The sequence below is a fragment of the Rhodoflexus sp. genome (assembly GCF_053489755.1).
The window spans coordinates 38,898-55,402 of the sequence record NZ_JBRCHD010000035.1; the positions used below are offsets into that span (position 1 = coordinate 38,898).

Annotated in this window: 13 protein-coding genes; 3 read left to right on the plus strand and 10 right to left on the minus strand. The window is 48.4% G+C overall.

From position 1 onward, the window contains the following. Positions 1–93: 93 nt before the first annotated feature. Positions 94–1,227 carry an efflux RND transporter periplasmic adaptor subunit gene (locus tag ACWIP2_RS07740; protein ID WP_448519344.1) on the minus strand — a complete coding sequence of 378 codons (1,134 nt, stop codon included), beginning with the start codon at positions 1,225–1,227 and terminating at the stop codon, positions 94–96. Next, positions 1,220–4,342 carry an efflux RND transporter permease subunit gene (locus ACWIP2_RS07745; protein ID WP_448519345.1) on the minus strand — a complete coding sequence of 1,041 codons (3,123 nt, stop codon included), beginning with the start codon at positions 4,340–4,342 and terminating at the stop codon, positions 1,220–1,222. The genes ACWIP2_RS07740 and ACWIP2_RS07745 overlap by 8 nt, the downstream gene beginning before the upstream one ends. Before the next feature lie 296 nt (positions 4,343–4,638). Between ACWIP2_RS07745 and proS the strand changes: the two genes are divergently transcribed. Beyond that, complete coding sequence (gene proS, locus ACWIP2_RS07750) at positions 4,639–6,126, plus strand: proline--tRNA ligase (RefSeq protein ID WP_448519346.1); 1,488 nt, start codon at positions 4,639–4,641, stop codon at positions 6,124–6,126. Positions 6,127–6,275: 149 nt separating this feature from the next. On the opposite strand, the gene ACWIP2_RS07755 is transcribed toward proS, so the two are convergent. Both ACWIP2_RS07755 and ACWIP2_RS07760 read right to left on the minus strand, forming a co-directional pair. Continuing rightward, positions 6,276–6,677 (minus strand): DUF983 domain-containing protein, encoded by a 402-nt coding sequence (locus ACWIP2_RS07755; RefSeq protein ID WP_448519347.1) that lies wholly within the window; start codon positions 6,675–6,677, stop codon positions 6,276–6,278. Between the two features lie 149 nt (positions 6,678–6,826). Then, the gene (locus tag ACWIP2_RS07760) at positions 6,827–8,026 is read right to left on the minus strand and encodes an aminotransferase class I/II-fold pyridoxal phosphate-dependent enzyme (protein WP_448519348.1); all 1,200 of its coding nucleotides are present in this window, start codon (positions 8,024–8,026) and stop codon (positions 6,827–6,829) included. Between the two features lie 128 nt (positions 8,027–8,154). Between ACWIP2_RS07760 and ACWIP2_RS07765 the strand changes: the two genes are divergently transcribed. After that, positions 8,155–8,616 carry an Lrp/AsnC family transcriptional regulator gene (locus ACWIP2_RS07765; protein WP_448519349.1) on the plus strand — a complete coding sequence of 154 codons (462 nt, stop codon included), beginning with the start codon at positions 8,155–8,157 and terminating at the stop codon, positions 8,614–8,616. Positions 8,617–8,625: 9 nt separating this feature from the next. On the opposite strand, the gene ACWIP2_RS07770 is transcribed toward ACWIP2_RS07765, so the two are convergent. The 5 genes from ACWIP2_RS07770 to ACWIP2_RS07790 form a co-directional block, all read right to left on the minus strand. Continuing rightward, positions 8,626–10,164 carry a glycosyltransferase family 39 protein gene (locus tag ACWIP2_RS07770; RefSeq protein WP_448519350.1) on the minus strand — a complete coding sequence of 513 codons (1,539 nt, stop codon included), beginning with the start codon at positions 10,162–10,164 and terminating at the stop codon, positions 8,626–8,628. A 59-nt stretch (positions 10,165–10,223) separates the two neighbouring features. After that, positions 10,224–12,797, minus strand: a complete 2,574-nt coding sequence (locus ACWIP2_RS07775) for a TonB-dependent receptor (RefSeq protein WP_448519351.1) — start codon at positions 12,795–12,797, stop codon at positions 10,224–10,226. A 197-nt stretch (positions 12,798–12,994) separates the two neighbouring features. Next, positions 12,995–13,162, minus strand: coding sequence for a hypothetical protein (locus ACWIP2_RS07780; RefSeq protein WP_448519352.1), 168 nt, complete (start codon positions 13,160–13,162; stop codon positions 12,995–12,997). A gap of 64 nt (positions 13,163–13,226) precedes the next feature. Further along, positions 13,227–13,628, minus strand: coding sequence for a DUF2752 domain-containing protein (locus tag ACWIP2_RS07785; protein ID WP_448519353.1), 402 nt, complete (start codon positions 13,626–13,628; stop codon positions 13,227–13,229). Then, positions 13,618–13,962 carry a TM2 domain-containing protein gene (locus ACWIP2_RS07790; protein ID WP_448519354.1) on the minus strand — a complete coding sequence of 115 codons (345 nt, stop codon included), beginning with the start codon at positions 13,960–13,962 and terminating at the stop codon, positions 13,618–13,620. Before ACWIP2_RS07790 ends, ACWIP2_RS07785 begins: the two co-directional genes overlap by 11 nt. Before the next feature lie 413 nt (positions 13,963–14,375). On the opposite strand from ACWIP2_RS07790, the gene ACWIP2_RS07795 reads away from it, so the two are divergent. Further along, on the plus strand, positions 14,376–15,701 hold the full coding sequence (locus tag ACWIP2_RS07795) for a neutral/alkaline non-lysosomal ceramidase N-terminal domain-containing protein (RefSeq protein ID WP_448519355.1): 1,326 nt from the start codon (positions 14,376–14,378) through the stop codon (positions 15,699–15,701). On the opposite strand, the gene ACWIP2_RS07800 is transcribed toward ACWIP2_RS07795, so the two are convergent. Continuing rightward, a partial coding sequence (locus ACWIP2_RS07800) for a PD-(D/E)XK nuclease domain-containing protein (protein WP_448519356.1) occupies positions 15,698–16,505 on the minus strand: 808 nt, incomplete at its 5' end. The genes ACWIP2_RS07795 and ACWIP2_RS07800 overlap by 4 nt on opposite strands.

Genomic DNA, 16,505 nt, shown 5'->3' on the forward strand with positions numbered 1-16,505 from the left:
ACAAATACACTACCTTTTCACCCAATGGTCGTTCGTGGGGACACAAACAACCGTTGGAGGCTGCTCAATTCACCCCGCTAAGATACGACAAAATCACTCACTCTCCTTTCCCATAATAGAAGTAAGGTAGTACACACCCGACTGCACAAAAGGCTTGCCTTTCCACTGGGCAGGTACGGTAATGGCTGAAAAACCATTTTCAGAAGCGGTTTTTTCTACCAAAACTTTTCCGAACGTGAGTTTGTCGGCTGTTTGAGCCGCCAATGCGAAAGCGTACCATTTGCCGTTTTCGTTGATGAGGGCATCATCAGGCAACGATTCGGAAGGGACATCGTCGGTGTGGATCTGCGCCTCCACAAACATGCCGGGTTTGAGCATCTTATCGTCGCGGTCAAAATGCGCCTGTACTTCCACGCTTTTGGTCGCATTGTCAAAGGCGTGGTTTACCAGAATAATTTTGGCGTTGTAGGTCTTATCTGCTCCCATGACGCGCACGGTTACGGGCTGCCCCACACGCACCTTCATCACATCGCGCTCAAAAACTTTGAGCACTATATGCAAATGTTCCTGACTGACGATTTTGCAAAGCATTTCATTGGCAGCCACAAATTTACCTGTGTTAATACCCACTTGGGTAACGTTGCCGCTAATAGGCGATTTGATGGAAATTTGCGCTTGTATGTCGCCTTTGTCAAGCGCAGCCATATCAACGCCCAGCATTTCCAACTGACTGCTCAGCCCCCGCACCTGTATGCGGGCGGCGTTGTAGGCGTTCTCCGCCGCTTCTAATTTTTGAGCGGCGGTAGCGTTAGCAGCCACTAATTCTTCCTGACGGCGCAGTTCCTTTTCCGCATAGGTTAGTTGGTTGCGGGCTTCCAGATAACTCTGCTGCAAGCGGATATAGTCGGGGTGTTCCAAGACCGCCAGCACGTCGCCTTTTTTAACAAACATACCTGTCAGCAAGTCGGTTTTTTTGACAATGCCGCCCATTACTGCCGTAATGGAAATATTTTCAGAAGGCGGCGCTTCCAGCGTGCCGTTGGCAGCTACCGCTATACCGATGTTGCGCAGTTTGAGCGTATCCCACACAAGCCCTGCCTGCGTAGCTTGTTGCAGACTGATAGTAACAGAGTTAGTCGGTTCATTAGCGGGCTTTTCTTCGGTAGCGGTTGTTTCCTGAGAGGTACAGCCCATCATCAGGAACAGTAAATAAATAGCGTTACGCATGGTCAGATTGATTGTTTTTTTCTTCCCACTCATACAGAACAGGCAATACCAGTAAAGTTAATAACAAGGCGGTTATCAATCCGCCAATTACCACTGTGGCAAGCGGTTTTTGTACTTCCGCGCCTGCTTGTGAAGATGTCGCCATAGGCAAAAAGCCCAGCGCGGCTACCAGCGCTGTGGTCAGAATTGGGCGAAAACGGATGTGTGTGCCTTCCAACACGCGGCTTCGGACATCGCTGACGCCGTCTTTTTTGAGTCGATTGAACTGCCCGATAAGTACGATGCCGTTCAACACCGCCACACCAAACAGCGCGATAAAGCCCACGCCTGCCGAAATGCTGAAAGGCATATCGCGCAGCCAGAGCGCCAGAATGCCGCCAATAGCCGCCAGCGGAACGGCGGAAAATATCAGCAGCGACTGCCTGATAGAATAAAAAGTGAAATACAGCAATATCAGAATCAGCCCCAGCGCAACCGGCACGGCAACGCTTAGGCGTTCTTTGGCTGCCTGCAAGTTTTCAAACTGCCCGCCATAGACAACGCTATACCCGGGCGGCAGTTTGAGGCGGCTTGCCAGGGTTTTTTCCACCTCGCCAATGAACGATTCCACATCGCGGTTGCGGACGTTTACGCCAATTACAATGCGGCGGCGCGTGTCTTCGCGGGTGATAAGCGAAACGCCCTGCTCTTCCACAATTTCAGCCACTTCTTTGAGCAACACCTGATTGCCGTCGGGCAGGTTTACGTACAGGTTGGCAATGTCGTTGAGTTGGTGGCGCATATCCTGCGGCAGCCTTGCTACCAAATCAAAACGCTTTTCGCCTTCGTAAACCGTACCTGCGGAAAGCCCTGCAAAGGCAATTTGTACGGTGCGGTTCAACTCTTCAATGGAAAGTCCGTATTGCGCCACTTTGTCTCGTTTGTAGCGCACCACAACCTGCGGCATTCCTTCGGTTTGTTCTACGCGCACATCGCCTGCGCCCTGAATTTTGGCGATGAGTTGGGCGGCTTGTGCGCCTTTCTCTGCCAGCACATCCAAATCTTCGCCGAAAATTTTAATCGCCACATCGCTTTTTACGCCCGTCATCAGTTCGTTGAAGCGCAACTGAATGGGCTGTGTAAATTCATAGTTTACCCAAGGCATGTATTCGCCCAATTTGGCTTTCATCAGTTCTGCCAGTTGTTCGCGCTCTTTTGCCTTTTTCCACTGCGCGCGGGGGTGGAGCACAATGGCAATATCCGAATCTTCCACGCCCATTGGGTCGGTGGGAATTTCCGCCGCGCCCGTCTTGCTGACAATTGTTTTTACTTCGTCGGGAAAATGTTTCATCAGAATTTTCTGCATTTCCAATGAAGTATGCACGCTTTCGGAAAGCGACGTGCCTACGGGAACCACCTGCTGACAGGCAAGGTCGCCCTCATCTAGCGTTGGGATAAACTCGCCGCCCATGCGCGAAAACAACCACAAACAGCCTGCGAATATTCCCACAATCAGCGTTAGAAAAACAACCTTTTGGCGCAAAACCAGCAAAAGCGCCGAACGGTAGAAGCCGTGCAGCCACTCAATCATGCGGTCAGAAAAATTAACTTTTTTGACCGTATGTTTGGACAGAAACAGCGCGGAAGCCATCGGCACGTAAGTAAACGAAAGCAGCAGCGCCCCGAAAATGGCAAAGCCCACGGTCTGCGCCATTGGCTTGAACATTTTGCCCTCTATGCCTGTCAGCGCCAGAATCGGCAGGTAAACCATCAAGATAATCAATTCGCCAAAAGCGGCGGAGCGGCGAATTTGAGCGGCGGTACGAATCACCTCATCGTCCATTTGTTCCTCAGTCAGGCGTTCGGGCAAGCCGCTGCTGTGCAGGCGGTGCATCATCGCCTCTACGATGATGATTGCCCCGTCCACAATCAGCCCGAAATCAATCGCGCCAAGGCTCATCAGGTTGGCGGAGACGCCGAACAAATCCATCATTCCCAGCGCAAACAGGAACGACAGCGGAATCACGGAGGCGACGACCAGCCCCGCCCGCAGGTTGCCCAGCATCAGCGCCAGCGCCGCCACGACAATCAAGCCGCCTTCCGCCAAATTTTGCGCCACCGTGCGAATGGTTTTATTGACCAGCACGCTGCGGTCTAAGTAGGGTTCTATCCGCACGCCTTCGGGCATAATTTGCTGCACCTGCGCCACCCGCGCCTTTACCTTGGCGATTGCTTCGGAAGAGTTCGCGCCTTTGAGCATCAGCGTAATGCCGCCTACGACTTCGCCCTTGCCGTCTTTGGTCATTGCCCCGAATCGCGGCGCAAAGCCCAGCTGCACATTGGCTACATCGCGCACCAGCACGGGCAGGTTGCCTTTGCGCGTAACCACGATTTTTTCAATATCGGCGATGCCTTGCGCCAGCCCCTCGGCGCGGATGTAAAATGCCCGCTGACCGCGTTCCATATAGCTGCCGCCCGTGTTCTGGTTGTTTGCCTGCAAAGCGCGGAACAAGTCAGACGGCGTAAGACCGAAGCTGCGCAAGCGGTCGGGCAGCACGGAAACTTCGTACTGCTTCACAAAGCCGCCGAAGCTGCTCACATCGGCAATGCCGGGAATGCCTGCCAGATAGCGTTTCACCAGCCAGTCCTGAATGGTGCGCAGTTCCATGGGCGAATAGCGGCTTTCATAGCCGGGCTTTACCTGCAATACGTACTGATAAATTTCGCCCAAGCCTGTGGTAATCGGCATCATTTCAGGTTTGCCGAATTCGGGTGGGATATTGGCTTCGGCAAGGCGCATTTGTTCTGCCACTAATTGGCGCGCCTGCAAAATGTCCATACCTTCCTCAAAAACGATGGTAACAACCGACAGCCCGTAGCGCGAAATAGAGCGAATCTCCACTTTGCGCTGCAAGTTTGCCATTGCCAACTCTATGGGAAATGTGATAAATTTTTCTACTTCTTGCGGGGAAAGTGACGGCGATTGGGTAATCACCTGCACCTGATTGTTGGTAATATCTGGCACGGCATCCAGCGCAATTTTGGTAGCCGAATAGCCGCCCCAAATCACCCAAATCAGCGTCAGCAAGCCGATAATCAGCTTGTTGCGCACCGAAAATGCAATAATTGCATCCATGAATTTGCGATTGAGGATTTGTGATTGACGATTTGCGATTTGCAAAAAGTCGTTGTTACAAGCGGCGGCTAATTTACAAACAACCGCATCCGCGCTACAAAAAATAGCGCAATTTGAAATTAGTCTTGATTAGTTGGTTGCCTACAATGCCGTTGTTCGTGTATCACAAACGACTTGTCGGCGTAAAACGTGATTATAGGCAATCGCCTATTTACTAATTCCCTTGCCTATTTGAGCATCTGCCCTTCAAAACCTAACTTTGCGCCTTAGTTTTGCATCAACGAAAGCGCTTACACATGAGCAACAATAATAATAAAGCGTTGCCTAAACGCAGCGAAGATTATTCGGGCTGGTACAATGAACTGGTGAAAAAGGCAGACCTTGCCGAACACTCTTCTATCAAGGGTTGTATGGTGATTAAACCCTACGGCTTTACCATCTGGGAAAAAATGCGCGATACGCTGGACAAAATGTTCAAAGATACCGGACACGTAAACGCCTATTTTCCGCTGTTTATCCCTAAATCGTACCTAAGCAAAGAGGCTTCGCACGTAGAGGGTTTTGCCAAAGAATGTGCCGTTGTTACGCACTATCGCCTCAAAAATGCGCCCGATGGCAGCGGCGTAATCGTTGACCCGGAGGCAAAATTGGAAGAGGAACTGATTGTGCGCCCGACTTCTGAAACGGTTATCTGGAACACGTATCGCAACTGGATTCAGAGCTACCGCGATCTGCCGCTGCTTATCAACCAGTGGGCGAACGTAGTCCGCTGGGAAATGCGCACGCGCCTGTTTTTGCGCACGGCGGAATTCCTCTGGCAGGAAGGACATACGGCGCACGCCACCGCGCAAGAAGCGATTGAAGAAACCGTTCAAATCCTGAACATCTATGCAGAATTTGCTGAAAAACACATGGCGATGCCTGTTATCAAAGGTGTAAAAACGCCTAATGAGCGCTTTGCAGGCGCGGTTGATACCTACTGCATTGAAGCGCTGATGCAAGACGGCAAGGCATTGCAGGCAGGCACTTCGCACTTTTTGGGTCAAAATTTTGCCAAAGCATTTGATGTGCGCTTTACAACCAAAGAAGGCAAGCAAGACTTAGTTTGGGGTACTTCATGGGGCGTTAGTACGCGCTTGATGGGTGCGCTGATTATGGCGCATTCTGACGACGACGGTCTGGTGCTGCCCCCGAATCTTGCGCCTATTCAGGTGGTAGTTGTACCTATCTATCGCAGCGAGGAAGAAATGAACGCCGTGAATACCAAAGCTGCCGAAATTGCGCAACAGTTGCGCAAAATGGGCGTTTCTGTAAAACACGACAGCCGCGACACGCACAAGCCGGGCTTTAAATTTGCCGAGTGGGAACTGAAAGGCGTGCCGCTGCGCATTGCCATCGGTCCGAAAGATTTAGAAAACAACACGGTAGAAGTTGCCCGCCGCGATACCAAAACTAAGGAAATTGTTAGTATGGACAGCATCTATCAGTACGTGCCGCAAATGCTGGAAACCATCTACGCATCTATTTATGAGCGCGCGAAAACTTTCCGCGACAGCATGATTACGCCTGTGAACAGCTACGAAGAGTTTAAGGAAGTACTGGATACGAAAGGCGGCTTTGTCAGCGCGCACTGGGACGGCACCGGCGAAACCGAAGAGCGCATCAAAACGGAAACCAAAGCGACGATCCGCTGCATTCCATTGAACAATCCGCAGGAAGAAGGCACATGCATCCTCACAGGCAAGCCTTCCAAAGAGCGCGTATTGTTTGCGCGGGCTTATTAAAGTAGTTCGATAGATTGTAGCATGCCCGTTAGCATGTACAAGCAATTGATATTCAGCAAAGTAACTATCTAAGGGTGCAATACATTTAATTTAATTTGACTGATTACTTGTTCGGCAAACGCACATCATATATCAAAACCCGATAGATCTCAAAGATTTGTCGGGCTTTTCTCTGCGATATACTCTTCATACTTCACACCACCAAAAAAATACAGCATCATAATGCGCGAGTAGCGGAAGTTGACAGGTATCATCAGTATAATGGCGACGACGGTCGAAATAATAAAAGTACTCAGGCTTGCCTTCGGATAGAGGATATTGATTGCCGTAAAAACAGTAATAATGGTTGCAACACTAATGGCATAACCTACATACATAGCGCCGTAAAAGAAACCCGGTTCAACCTCAAATTTTAAGTCGCAAACGGGGCAATTGGTATACATATCCGTGAATTTGGTAGGATTGAATATGCTGTGTTTGTACATGTTGCCTTTGCGACATCTTGGGCATTTGCCCTGTACTAATCCTTGCCAGTAAGTTAGAGAAGCCATAGCTGCTTAGTTTTTAGTATGTTAATTTACTTTTGCCTACCGGAGTCATCGCTAACGATCACTCATGTCTGTTTGATGTGATAACAGCGCTGTCGCGCATCAACCAAAAGCAAAATTAACAAAAATAAATTGAGAACGGCTAATTGAAGTCATATTATTACAGCCTCTAAGCAACGGGTGATGCGTTGGAAAATATCTGCCATGTCGTTGTCTAATCCAACCGAAATGCGCACCAAGCCATCGGTAAGCCCCATTTGCAGGCGCTCTGCCTCAGGGATTTCCGAAGAAGTGCTGCTGCCCGGCGAGCTGAACAGGGTGCGGAAAAATCCCAGGCTTACTGCCAGATACCCTACTTTTTGCTCCTGCATGGCTTCCATCAGGCTGTAGGCGGCTTGTTTATTGCCCATGTCAATTACAACCATACCGCCGTAGCCGTAGCCTGGGTTCATCAGGCGGCTGAATAGTGTGTGTTGCGGATGTGAAACCAAGCCGGGATAGATGGTGCGGATGCCCAAATCGGCAAAAGATTGGGCGAGGTATGCCGCATTGTTGCTGTGCTGCTTCATGCGGACATGCAGGCTACGCAGGTTTTTGAGTACACTCGCCGAGCGGATACTGTCCATCACAGGGCCGAGTAGCATGGTTGCGCCAAAGTTTACATCGCTCAGGCTGCTGATAAAGGCTTTGCTGCCGCAGATAGCCCCTGCTACGGTGTCGCTGGTGCCGTTGATGTATTTGGTGAGGCTGTGTATAACAACGTCCGCACCCAGTTGGGCAGGGGAAACCAGCATCGGGGCAAAAGTATTGTCCACGACCAATTGCAGCCCGTTTTCGCGTGCCAGTTGCGCCAGCGCAGGAATGTTGGCGACTTCCAGCAGCGGGTTGCTTACCGTTTCGCAGTAAATGAGTTTCGTGCGCTCGTTGATAGCTTCCTGAATTTTATCGGGATTGGTGATGTCCACAAAGCGCGTAGTGATGCCAAAGCGCGGCAGGAAGTTTTTGAGCAGCGCGTAAGTGCCGCCATAGACCATGCGCCCACAGACGATTTCATCGCCACTGCTGCAAAGTTGCATTAGCGTGGCGCTGATAGCAGCCATGCCCGATGCGGTTACCTGTGCGGCTTCCGTTCCTTCCATTGCCGCCAGTGCGTCGGAAAGGTAGCGGTTCATCGGGTTCCAGTGGCGCGAGTAGAGATAGCAGCCCGCCAACTCTTTCTCAAACATTTCTTCCATTTTTCCTGCATTGAGGAAGGTGTAGGTCGCCGAATCTTCAATAGAAGGATTTACGCCTCCAAATTCGCCGAAATATTGGAGGTCTTGCAGGCGCATGGCTGGGTCTTGGCTTTGCATAGTTGTGTGTTGTTTACCGGTGAGGAATCGTTACGAATGTTTAACAAAGCAAATAAAAATCCTGCTTTGATTTTTTGAAGCAGGAAAAAATCCTGTTATTTCAGTTTTAACAGAAATTAATTCTAAAAATGGACGAATTAGACGCGATAGACCTAAAAATTTTACAGATGCTGCAAGCCGATGCCCGAATGACGCACAAAGAACTGGCAGCAGCGCTGGACTTGACGATTACTCCTGTGTTTGAACGGGTGAAAAAACTGGAACGGCGCGGCTTCATTCGCGGCTATGTTGCCCTGCTGGAGCCGCAAAAAGTTGGCAAAGGTTTGATTGTATTTTTGACCATTCGCCTCTCGCAGCACAAGAGCGAAGTGTTGCAAGGGCTGCGCGAGGAGGTGATGCGCCTGCCTGAAGTGATGGAATGCTATCACATTGCAGGCGAGGAAGACTACCTGCTCAAAGTAATGGTGCGCGATATAGCAGCCTACGAGCAGTTTCTGACTAACAAATTGACCAAAATAGCACACATTAGCCATGTGAAAAGCAGCTTTGTAATGTCTGTGATCAAACAGACGACAGCTTTTGCTATTTGACGCTTATTTCTATCGTTGCAACCGATAAGCTTGTTCTAAAAGCGTGCGCAGGTGCATCGCGCGCGGATTAATCCGAAGCGCTTGCTCAAAGCAGTGAGCAGCCTGCCGATACTCGCCCAAAAGCGCAAGCGAGCGCCCATAATATTCCCAAATGTTGGGGTCTTCGGCATCTAATTGCACGGCTTTTTCAAAATAAGGAATGGCTTGCCGCAACAAATACACATTGTTTTGCGCTTCGGCTTTTTTGTACAATTCCAGCCCCATGGTAGCGTTCAGCAAATAGCTTTGCGGCGAAACTTGCAAATCGGTTTGCGCCACCGTGAAGCTATCCGCCCATGCGCGATTGCGTACGATGGTCTTTAAAGCCGCCGCCGCTGTAATCAATCCCAGCAAGACTAAGGCTAATGAGCGATTATTTTCTGATAATTTTTGCAGCGCATAGCCGCCCGCTATACATGCGCCAATAGATGGAATTAGCAAAAAGCGCTCGCTAAGAGCGGCGGTATAGAAATAAAACATAAAAAAATTGCTAAACATCGCCAGCGTAATGCCGTAAAAGGCTATGGCAAATCCCAACGGATGGCGACGAAGCAAATAGCCAAACATCGCATAAGCCAAAAAAGCATGAACCGCGAGCGAAAGTATGCTTTGCCAACTCCAAACGGGCAGCAATGGCAGGTCATTATAGAAGTAGCTGCTTGTTAGCGTGTGTGGCGCAAGGGAAAGTTGTAGATACTTGCCCAATACATAGAGTTTTGTTCCCAGTGCGGTTATCCAAGAGTCAGCCAACAAAATAGGATTATTCCAATAGTCGGATTGGGGTTGTGGAATTACTTTGGCTGTAATTAGATTGCGCGCCCACCATACGAAGGTAAATGTCAGTGTGAAAATAGCCGTCGTGGCAAGCAAATTTTTTTTGCTTGCCACCAACTTAGGGTCATAGAATAAAATAAGTGTAAAAATAAATATCCAAGCTGCTAAACTTTCTTTACAAAGAAGTCCTAAGGCATACGATAGCGCCGCCGCTCCGATGTACCGTTTGTCTTTTTCTTGGGCTTGCAAAAACATCAGCGCCGCGGCCAGCCCAAAAAACAACGCCAATAACTCATCGCGATTTTTCAAGTTAGCGACGCTTTCGGTATGAACCGGATGAACGACAAAAAGCAGACTTGCAAAAAACGCCAACGATTCCCATTGTCCAAACAAACGACGCAAAAACATCCACAGCAACAAGCAAACAACCGCATAAAGCATCGTATTAACCACATGGCTAAGGTCGGGGCGCAAACTGCCTGCCAGCGCAAATTCCACCGCAAAAGTCATATGTGCCAAAGGGCGATAGCTGTTTACGCTTTCGTAGCCGTCATAGCCGAACCAAAGCGTATGGCGAAACATTTCAGGGATGCCCGCCCATCCCATTTGGACAAATTTATTGGCTTCAATAGTAGCGACATCGTCCAAAGCATAACCGTGTCGCCAAGTGTTGGCATAGAGCGCTATAGCTAAAAGCACAACAAAGACAGCCTGCAAACGAATGGAGATTGGCATCGGATAATGGTATAAAACCCGACGGATTTAAATGCCGTCGGGTAGAGCGGCGGTTAAGTTTATTTGACAATCTTGACATTCAGACGCGCATAATAAAAAGCGCCGTTATTACCCATTTGTACGGGATCCCATGCTCCGCCCGATTCGGTCAGGCTGGGCAGCGAGCGGTCGGGATAAACGTTGAAGATATTATTTGCACCTATGGCCAAAGCTACACCTTTGCTAAAAGTATAGCGCAACGCCATGTCGGTAGTTACTTTGGGTGAGTAAACATCTAAATCGTTCTCGTCGTAGTTCCAGTTGGCAAGTACCACTTCGCCAAATCGTACAAAGCGCAGCAAAGCGCCCAACTTGCCTGTGGTATAGTCAAAAGTCAGGTTAATTTTAGAATTGGGTGCGGCGGCGCGGGCGAAGTACCTTTCGCGAAGGTCGAAGTAAATATCCTCTTTGCCTGCCAGTTTGTCATTGGTTTTTACTTGGTCAATATCTAATCGGTTAAAGTTCATGGCAAGAGTAGATAAGAGTCTGCCTTTGCCGATACTTGCCGTATGCGAAGCTACAACGTCTAATCCGCGAGTGGTAGTGCTGATGGCATTGGTAAAAAACTGCGCTTTACCTACGCGCAGGCGCTGCAACTCGGCGCCAATTTCGGGGTCATCGTCGCTAAATTGACCGGTAAGCACCACGCGGTCATCAATTTTTACATAGTAGCCGTCAATGGTGAAAGTAAGATTATCTAAGGGGGTAAGCGTAAGCCCCAGACTTGCATTGACCGAAGTTTCCTGTTTGAGCGGAGGGATGCCCAGCGCGCGCGTTACGGGGCTGTTGTTGCGGGCAATCAACACTTCTACAGGTTGCGCATTGATAAAGTTAGTAACCGTAGAATTGAAATAAATCTGTGGTAGCGAAGGCGCGCGGAAACCTGTGCTTAGCGTGCCGCGAATAGCCGCTTTTTCGCTCAATGCAAGGCGCGAGGCAAGTTTGCCGTTCAGCGTGCCGCCAAAGTCGCTGTAATTTTCAAAGCGCAAAGCCGCGCCCATCATAAACGAGCGCGTAATATCGGCCTCTACATCTGCAAATACGCCAATGTTATTGCGGCTGGCGTTCACTTCGTCGGCAGGACGAAAGCCCGGGAAGCCCTGCGAACCGCTTGGGAATACCGGATTGTAGTTATCCCACGACTCACGCTGACCTGCCACGATGTTGTAATTCTCAGCGCGGAATTCCGTTCCAAAAGCAAGGTTGAGTCCTTTAAAAGTATTTTTGAAATAGCGGTTGAATTTAACGCCACTGTTGAACTGTCCTAAACCAAAGCCCCCTGCATCAAATTCACGGGGCGTTGCCGTGCCCATCGAACGGTTGAGCGTATTGCTTACCGAATACATGAATCGGTTGTGGCCGTAGGTGGCAAACAGGTCGATATCCCATGCTTTGGCAAGCGTGCGGAAACCAAGCGTGTAGCCATGGTCGGTAATATCGGCGCCAATAATAGGGTCAAAACCGTTGGGGTAAATAGAGGGAATGTTGCGCTCGCTGTCTGCAAAGCGCGTCCATGCGTAGGCTTCACCCTTGCGCATATTGGAGCCGCCAAAAGCATATAAATAACTTTTGTTGCTCACAGGCAAACGCGCATTGAGGTACAAGGCCGCGTTTCTGGCGCGTGGGTCGCCATACTCGCGGCGCGCCAAATCGTCGGGGTTCGTATTGGCGCGATTGGTATGGTCGCGGAAGTTCAAATCACCTGTCAGATTGACGAATCCCTTCTGCCCGAGTGAAAAGCCATAGTTTGCATTGATGTTGTAGTTCAATCCGTCAAAGTTTTTGTCGTCAAAACGATATTTTGCCTGATGCACGCCAGCGTTGGCATTGACCGTCAGTTCGTTGGTAGATTGTTTGAGTACGATGTTGATAACGCCTGCAATAGCATCGGAGCCGTATTGTGCTGCGGCGCCATCGCGCAGAATTTCGATGCGCTCAATGGCAGCGGCAGGGATGGTGTTCAGGTCGGTACCTGTGTTGCCGCGTCCGCGTGTGCCGTAAATATTTACTAGCGAAGACTGATGGCGGCGCTTGCCGTTGATAAGTACCAGCGTTTGGTCGGGGCCAAGGCCGCGCAGTGATGCCGGATCAACGTGGTCGGTACCGTCCGAGCCTGTCTGGCGGTTGGAATTGAATGAAGGCGCGACAAATTGCAACAGTTGGTTGATGTCTAACTGACCTGTCTTAGCTGTAATGGCGCTAATATCAATCACATCTACAGGCGCGGGCGTTTCGGTAATGGTGCGGTTTAAACTGCGCGTGCCTACAATTTCCAGTTCGGAGAGTTGGGTAACGTCTTCTTCCAGCGTAACGTCCAGCGTAGCGCCCTCGGCGGTAACCGTTACGTCTTTGACCTGCACAGCATAGCCCACAAAACTGAAACGTACGCGGTAGTTGCCCGGCTTGATAGATAAACTGTACGTGCCTTCCGTATTGGTAACCGTATTTTTATTGGCACCTAATACGCTGACATACACACCCGGCAGCGGCTCATTTCCCGCGCCAACTACTTTGCCTTTCAATTCTTGCGCATAGGCTTCGCCCAGTGACAGAAGACAGCCGATGAATAGAATGAATAATGAGAGATTTTTCATAACTAAAATGGTTGATATAAATTTTGGTTAAAAATGTAAAGTTCTGACAAAAAATAAAAGCGCATAAAAATAAAAAAAAGTGAGGCTGGCGACAGAGCAACCTCACGTAGAGCAAATTACTTTGATTCCTAATTATTCCTGCACAACAACGGTTTTTGCCCATTTGTCGCCAAAACGGCGGCGACTTTTATGACGAATTACAGCTTATACCATATAAACCATAAAACTATTAAAACCACTCCTACAATGCCTGCCAGCACTTTGCTTTCTGATGTGTTTCTTCGTAAACGATTAATAATCAATACGATACCAGCTATGGTGATAGCCAGCATTAGAAGCGGTGGGAATACTTTGATAGCAATCATAGATATTTAAGTGTTGAGATAATGCTGAACTTTATTTAATATCCTTCGTGAGATATGATTTTGATTAAGCATACTTATAAATATTCCAAATCCAGTTACAAATAATCATAAAAATAAGCATTGTGGCGACTTTTTTTGATCTGATTATATTTTCTATTTGGCTATACAATTTATCAAACAGCTTTTTTCCAAAGATGAAATCATAGAGGATTACAGGAGGTATTGCTATGATTAAAGCTAATGAAATAAAACCTAACGGATTGTAATAAAGTGCCTGCATGATACCACCTTGTATCAAAGATTGTATGAAGCGAGTAGTTCCACAAGAGGGACAGGGTATACCTGTAACATACTTTATTGTACAGCCTCCATATGAAATATGAAAAGTGTCCTTAAGCCACAAAAAGATATACCCTGCACAGCAAATAGCTAAAATAGCTATTTTTCTCTTGTTATTAATAACCATTTAGAGACTGTTGCAATCTTATAAGATTTTTCTCTCTTGTAACGCCTGATATTAAAAAAATATCAACAATCCACCATATATATAATCCACCACAAATAAGCAGTTTGCCAACTCCTAACCCTGTATCACCAATTAAGAAACGGTCTATGCCTAAGACACCTACAAATATTGAAAGGATAAGCATTGTTGTAGGATCTTTATACTCAGAAAACTGAGCTCTCTGAAATTGCTGGTCAGTAGCATTAAGTAGCAAAGATTTTACTTGGGGAAGTTGATGACTTTCAAAATACTTTCCATGTGTCATCAAAAACATGTCAACCTGCTGTGCATCCATAGGTGATTATTTGATTAAAGTTAGACGTTATCCTCAAATGTAGGTTTATTATGCAATTTTGCAAGAGTCGGAGTAAAAAATATATTCTTATGTTACTTAACGATCAGACCCACAGGGTCAGACTGTAAGCAACATAAACTGTTTGCTGTTCATTAGCGGACAACCCTTGTGCTGATTGTGGACAACTATACGAATATTATCATGGCAAGTATGTTTATTAAAATGCTGATAGTCAAGTTTTTAAAAGTATCGGCACTGTCGTTGCCAATAGTAGATATGAGACGTTAATAAATCGCTTCATCGTCAAGTTATTTGTATAAAGGCAGGGCTTTGCTCTGCTTTTGTATTTTTGTGGCAAATCATGCTTCTTTCTCACTTTGTTACGAAGGCTTTTTCGCGGCATTTTATACACTTTGTTAGCCCTGTCACTGTTGGCTGTAGCGCTTTTTGTGCCGATAGACAGGAGACACTATTCCGAACAAGATTTTTATAAGACAACAATACAGGCGATCAATCAAACCGACTGGACAACATCAGCGGCAACCGATGTTTGGGCAGGCTGGGCGCGTCGCCCAATTGTACCTGCTGTGGCTGCTCCTATGGCGGGCTATGGCATCAGTCGCGGTGATTTTCAGGGTATCCACGACTCGGTGTATGTGCAAGCGGTGGTTTGGCAAAGCGGCGGGCAGTGGTATGCCCTTGTGAGTGCAGATTTGCTGGTATTTCCGCCTGCCGTTGCCGATGAATTATACATAAATGTGCAGACACAAACGGGAATTGCTTTTAAAAATCTGTTGCTGACCGCCACACACACGCACAGCAGCATTGGCGGCTGGGCAGACCGCATCGCAGGTAGGCTGATGGCTGGCGGCTATCGCCGCGAAATCGTAGAGATGATCACCGCGCAGGTTATTGCGGCCTTAAAAGCAGCGCAAGCGAACGCCAAACCGTTGGCGAGCATCGGATTTGGCAAAACCAACGCCCCTGAACTGATGAGCAATCGGCTTTCCAAGAAGCCAAAAGCGACCATAGACGGTTATTTGCGCTGTATCAGATTGCTGCGGTCTGACAGCAACTCGGCTCTCATCGCCGCTTACCAAGCCCATGCCATTTGTGTGCATCCGCGCTTGCACGACCTGAGCCGCGATTATCCCGGCTACTTTACCGATTCGTTAGAACAAAGCGGAAAGGTAAACTTCGCTCTGTTCGGCTCCGGCATGGTAGCCAGCCATGTGCCTAACTATAACTGGGGATTGGACAGCTACGACCTTGCCCGTGATTTGGGCAAAAAGCTTGCGGCGCGTTCCATTCGGCTGCTGGATAGTATTTCAGCCGATACTTTGCGAACAATAAGCGCTTGGCAAATTCCAATTTCAGTAGGCGAGCCTCAATTGCGTATCACAGATGATATTATTATCCGCCCTGCGGTTTTTAAGTGGCTGTTCGGTGAGCAGCGATTGTATCTGTCTATAATGCGATTGGATAGGATATTGCTAATTGGCGTGCCTTGCGATATTTCGGGCGAATTTGCCGCCGAGCTAATGGAAAAGGCTGCCGCTAAAAATTTACAGTTGGTTGTAACCAGTTTCAACGGCGGCTACATCGGCTATATCACTCCCGATGAGTATTATGGACAATACGCGCCTGAAGTGCGAGAGATGAACTGGGTAGGGCCTCATAGAGGCGCTTTTTTTCAGGAATTGCTCAGCCGCATCATCGAGAAACAGAACAGCAATTAGTCCGCGCGTGTTTCCACAATTACTTCTTTCACTGCCTTATCCGCACAGCCCAGACCAATGAGGATGACTTCCTTGTTTTGGTGCACATATTTTTGGTAGTAGCCTTTGGTTTTGATTTGAGCGATTGCCTCTGCCGCGCTGCCGTTTACTTTGAACTCTATTACAAAAAAAGCCTCAGGCGTGTGAACTACCACGTCAATTCTGCCTTTGGCAGTCTGGACTTCGGTTTGCGTGTAGGTTTGCATCAATGAGAAGGCCATGAAGAATATCGCATGATAAAACGCCTCGTAGCGTTCCATGAATTGCTCGTAGGGAATATTTGCCAACAGCGTATTGAGCGCATCTTGAAACTGTTCATAGTCGCGCTTTTGCAGGTAGCGCACCATGTTGAGAATCACACCGTGTACGCTGCGATAGTTGCTAAAATCCGCCAGCATCCACTCCAACAAGGCATGACGCACTTCTTCGTTGGGATAGCTCAACACATAGGTAGAGCCAAACTTTTCCCGAATCGTCAAATAACCTGTCTGGAACAGCAGCGCCATTTCGTCCACATTTTCCACCTGAAAGTTGCCTAACTGAATTTCAGAAAGTTGTACCTCTTCCAGATTGTAAGTAAACTTTTCGCGCAGTTTCTTGACCAAAAAAGTTGGCGTGCCGGTGGCAAACCAAAAGTTGCCAAATTGCTGCTGCGACATCAGATTCAGGATGGAAAAAGGGTTGTAAACCGTTTCTTTGCCGCCCCACAAATAGCCGTTGTACCACCAGCGGATTTTTTCTATCATCGCCTCGCGGCTCATGCCT

Coding starts and splice junctions, on each gene's coding strand:
- ACWIP2_RS07740 (WP_448519344.1), bottom strand. CDS start 1,227: ATGCGTAACGCTATTTATTTACTGTTCCTGATGATGGGCTGTACCTCT.
- ACWIP2_RS07775 (WP_448519351.1), bottom strand. CDS start 12,797: ATGAAAAATCTCTCATTATTCATTCTATTCATCGGCTGTCTTCTGTCA.
- ACWIP2_RS07785 (WP_448519353.1), bottom strand. CDS start 13,628: ATGGTTATTAATAACAAGAGAAAAATAGCTATTTTAGCTATTTGCTGT.
- ACWIP2_RS07780 (WP_448519352.1), bottom strand. CDS start 13,162: ATGATTGCTATCAAAGTATTCCCACCGCTTCTAATGCTGGCTATCACC.
- ACWIP2_RS07760 (WP_448519348.1), bottom strand. CDS start 8,026: ATGCAAAGCCAAGACCCAGCCATGCGCCTGCAAGACCTCCAATATTTC.
- ACWIP2_RS07745 (WP_448519345.1), bottom strand. CDS start 4,342: ATGGATGCAATTATTGCATTTTCGGTGCGCAACAAGCTGATTATCGGC.
- ACWIP2_RS07765 (WP_448519349.1), top strand. CDS start 8,155: ATGGACGAATTAGACGCGATAGACCTAAAAATTTTACAGATGCTGCAA.
- proS (WP_448519346.1), top strand. CDS start 4,639: ATGAGCAACAATAATAATAAAGCGTTGCCTAAACGCAGCGAAGATTAT.
- ACWIP2_RS07755 (WP_448519347.1), bottom strand. CDS start 6,677: ATGGCTTCTCTAACTTACTGGCAAGGATTAGTACAGGGCAAATGCCCA.
- ACWIP2_RS07790 (WP_448519354.1), bottom strand. CDS start 13,962: ATGGATGCACAGCAGGTTGACATGTTTTTGATGACACATGGAAAGTAT.
- ACWIP2_RS07770 (WP_448519350.1), bottom strand. CDS start 10,164: ATGCCAATCTCCATTCGTTTGCAGGCTGTCTTTGTTGTGCTTTTAGCT.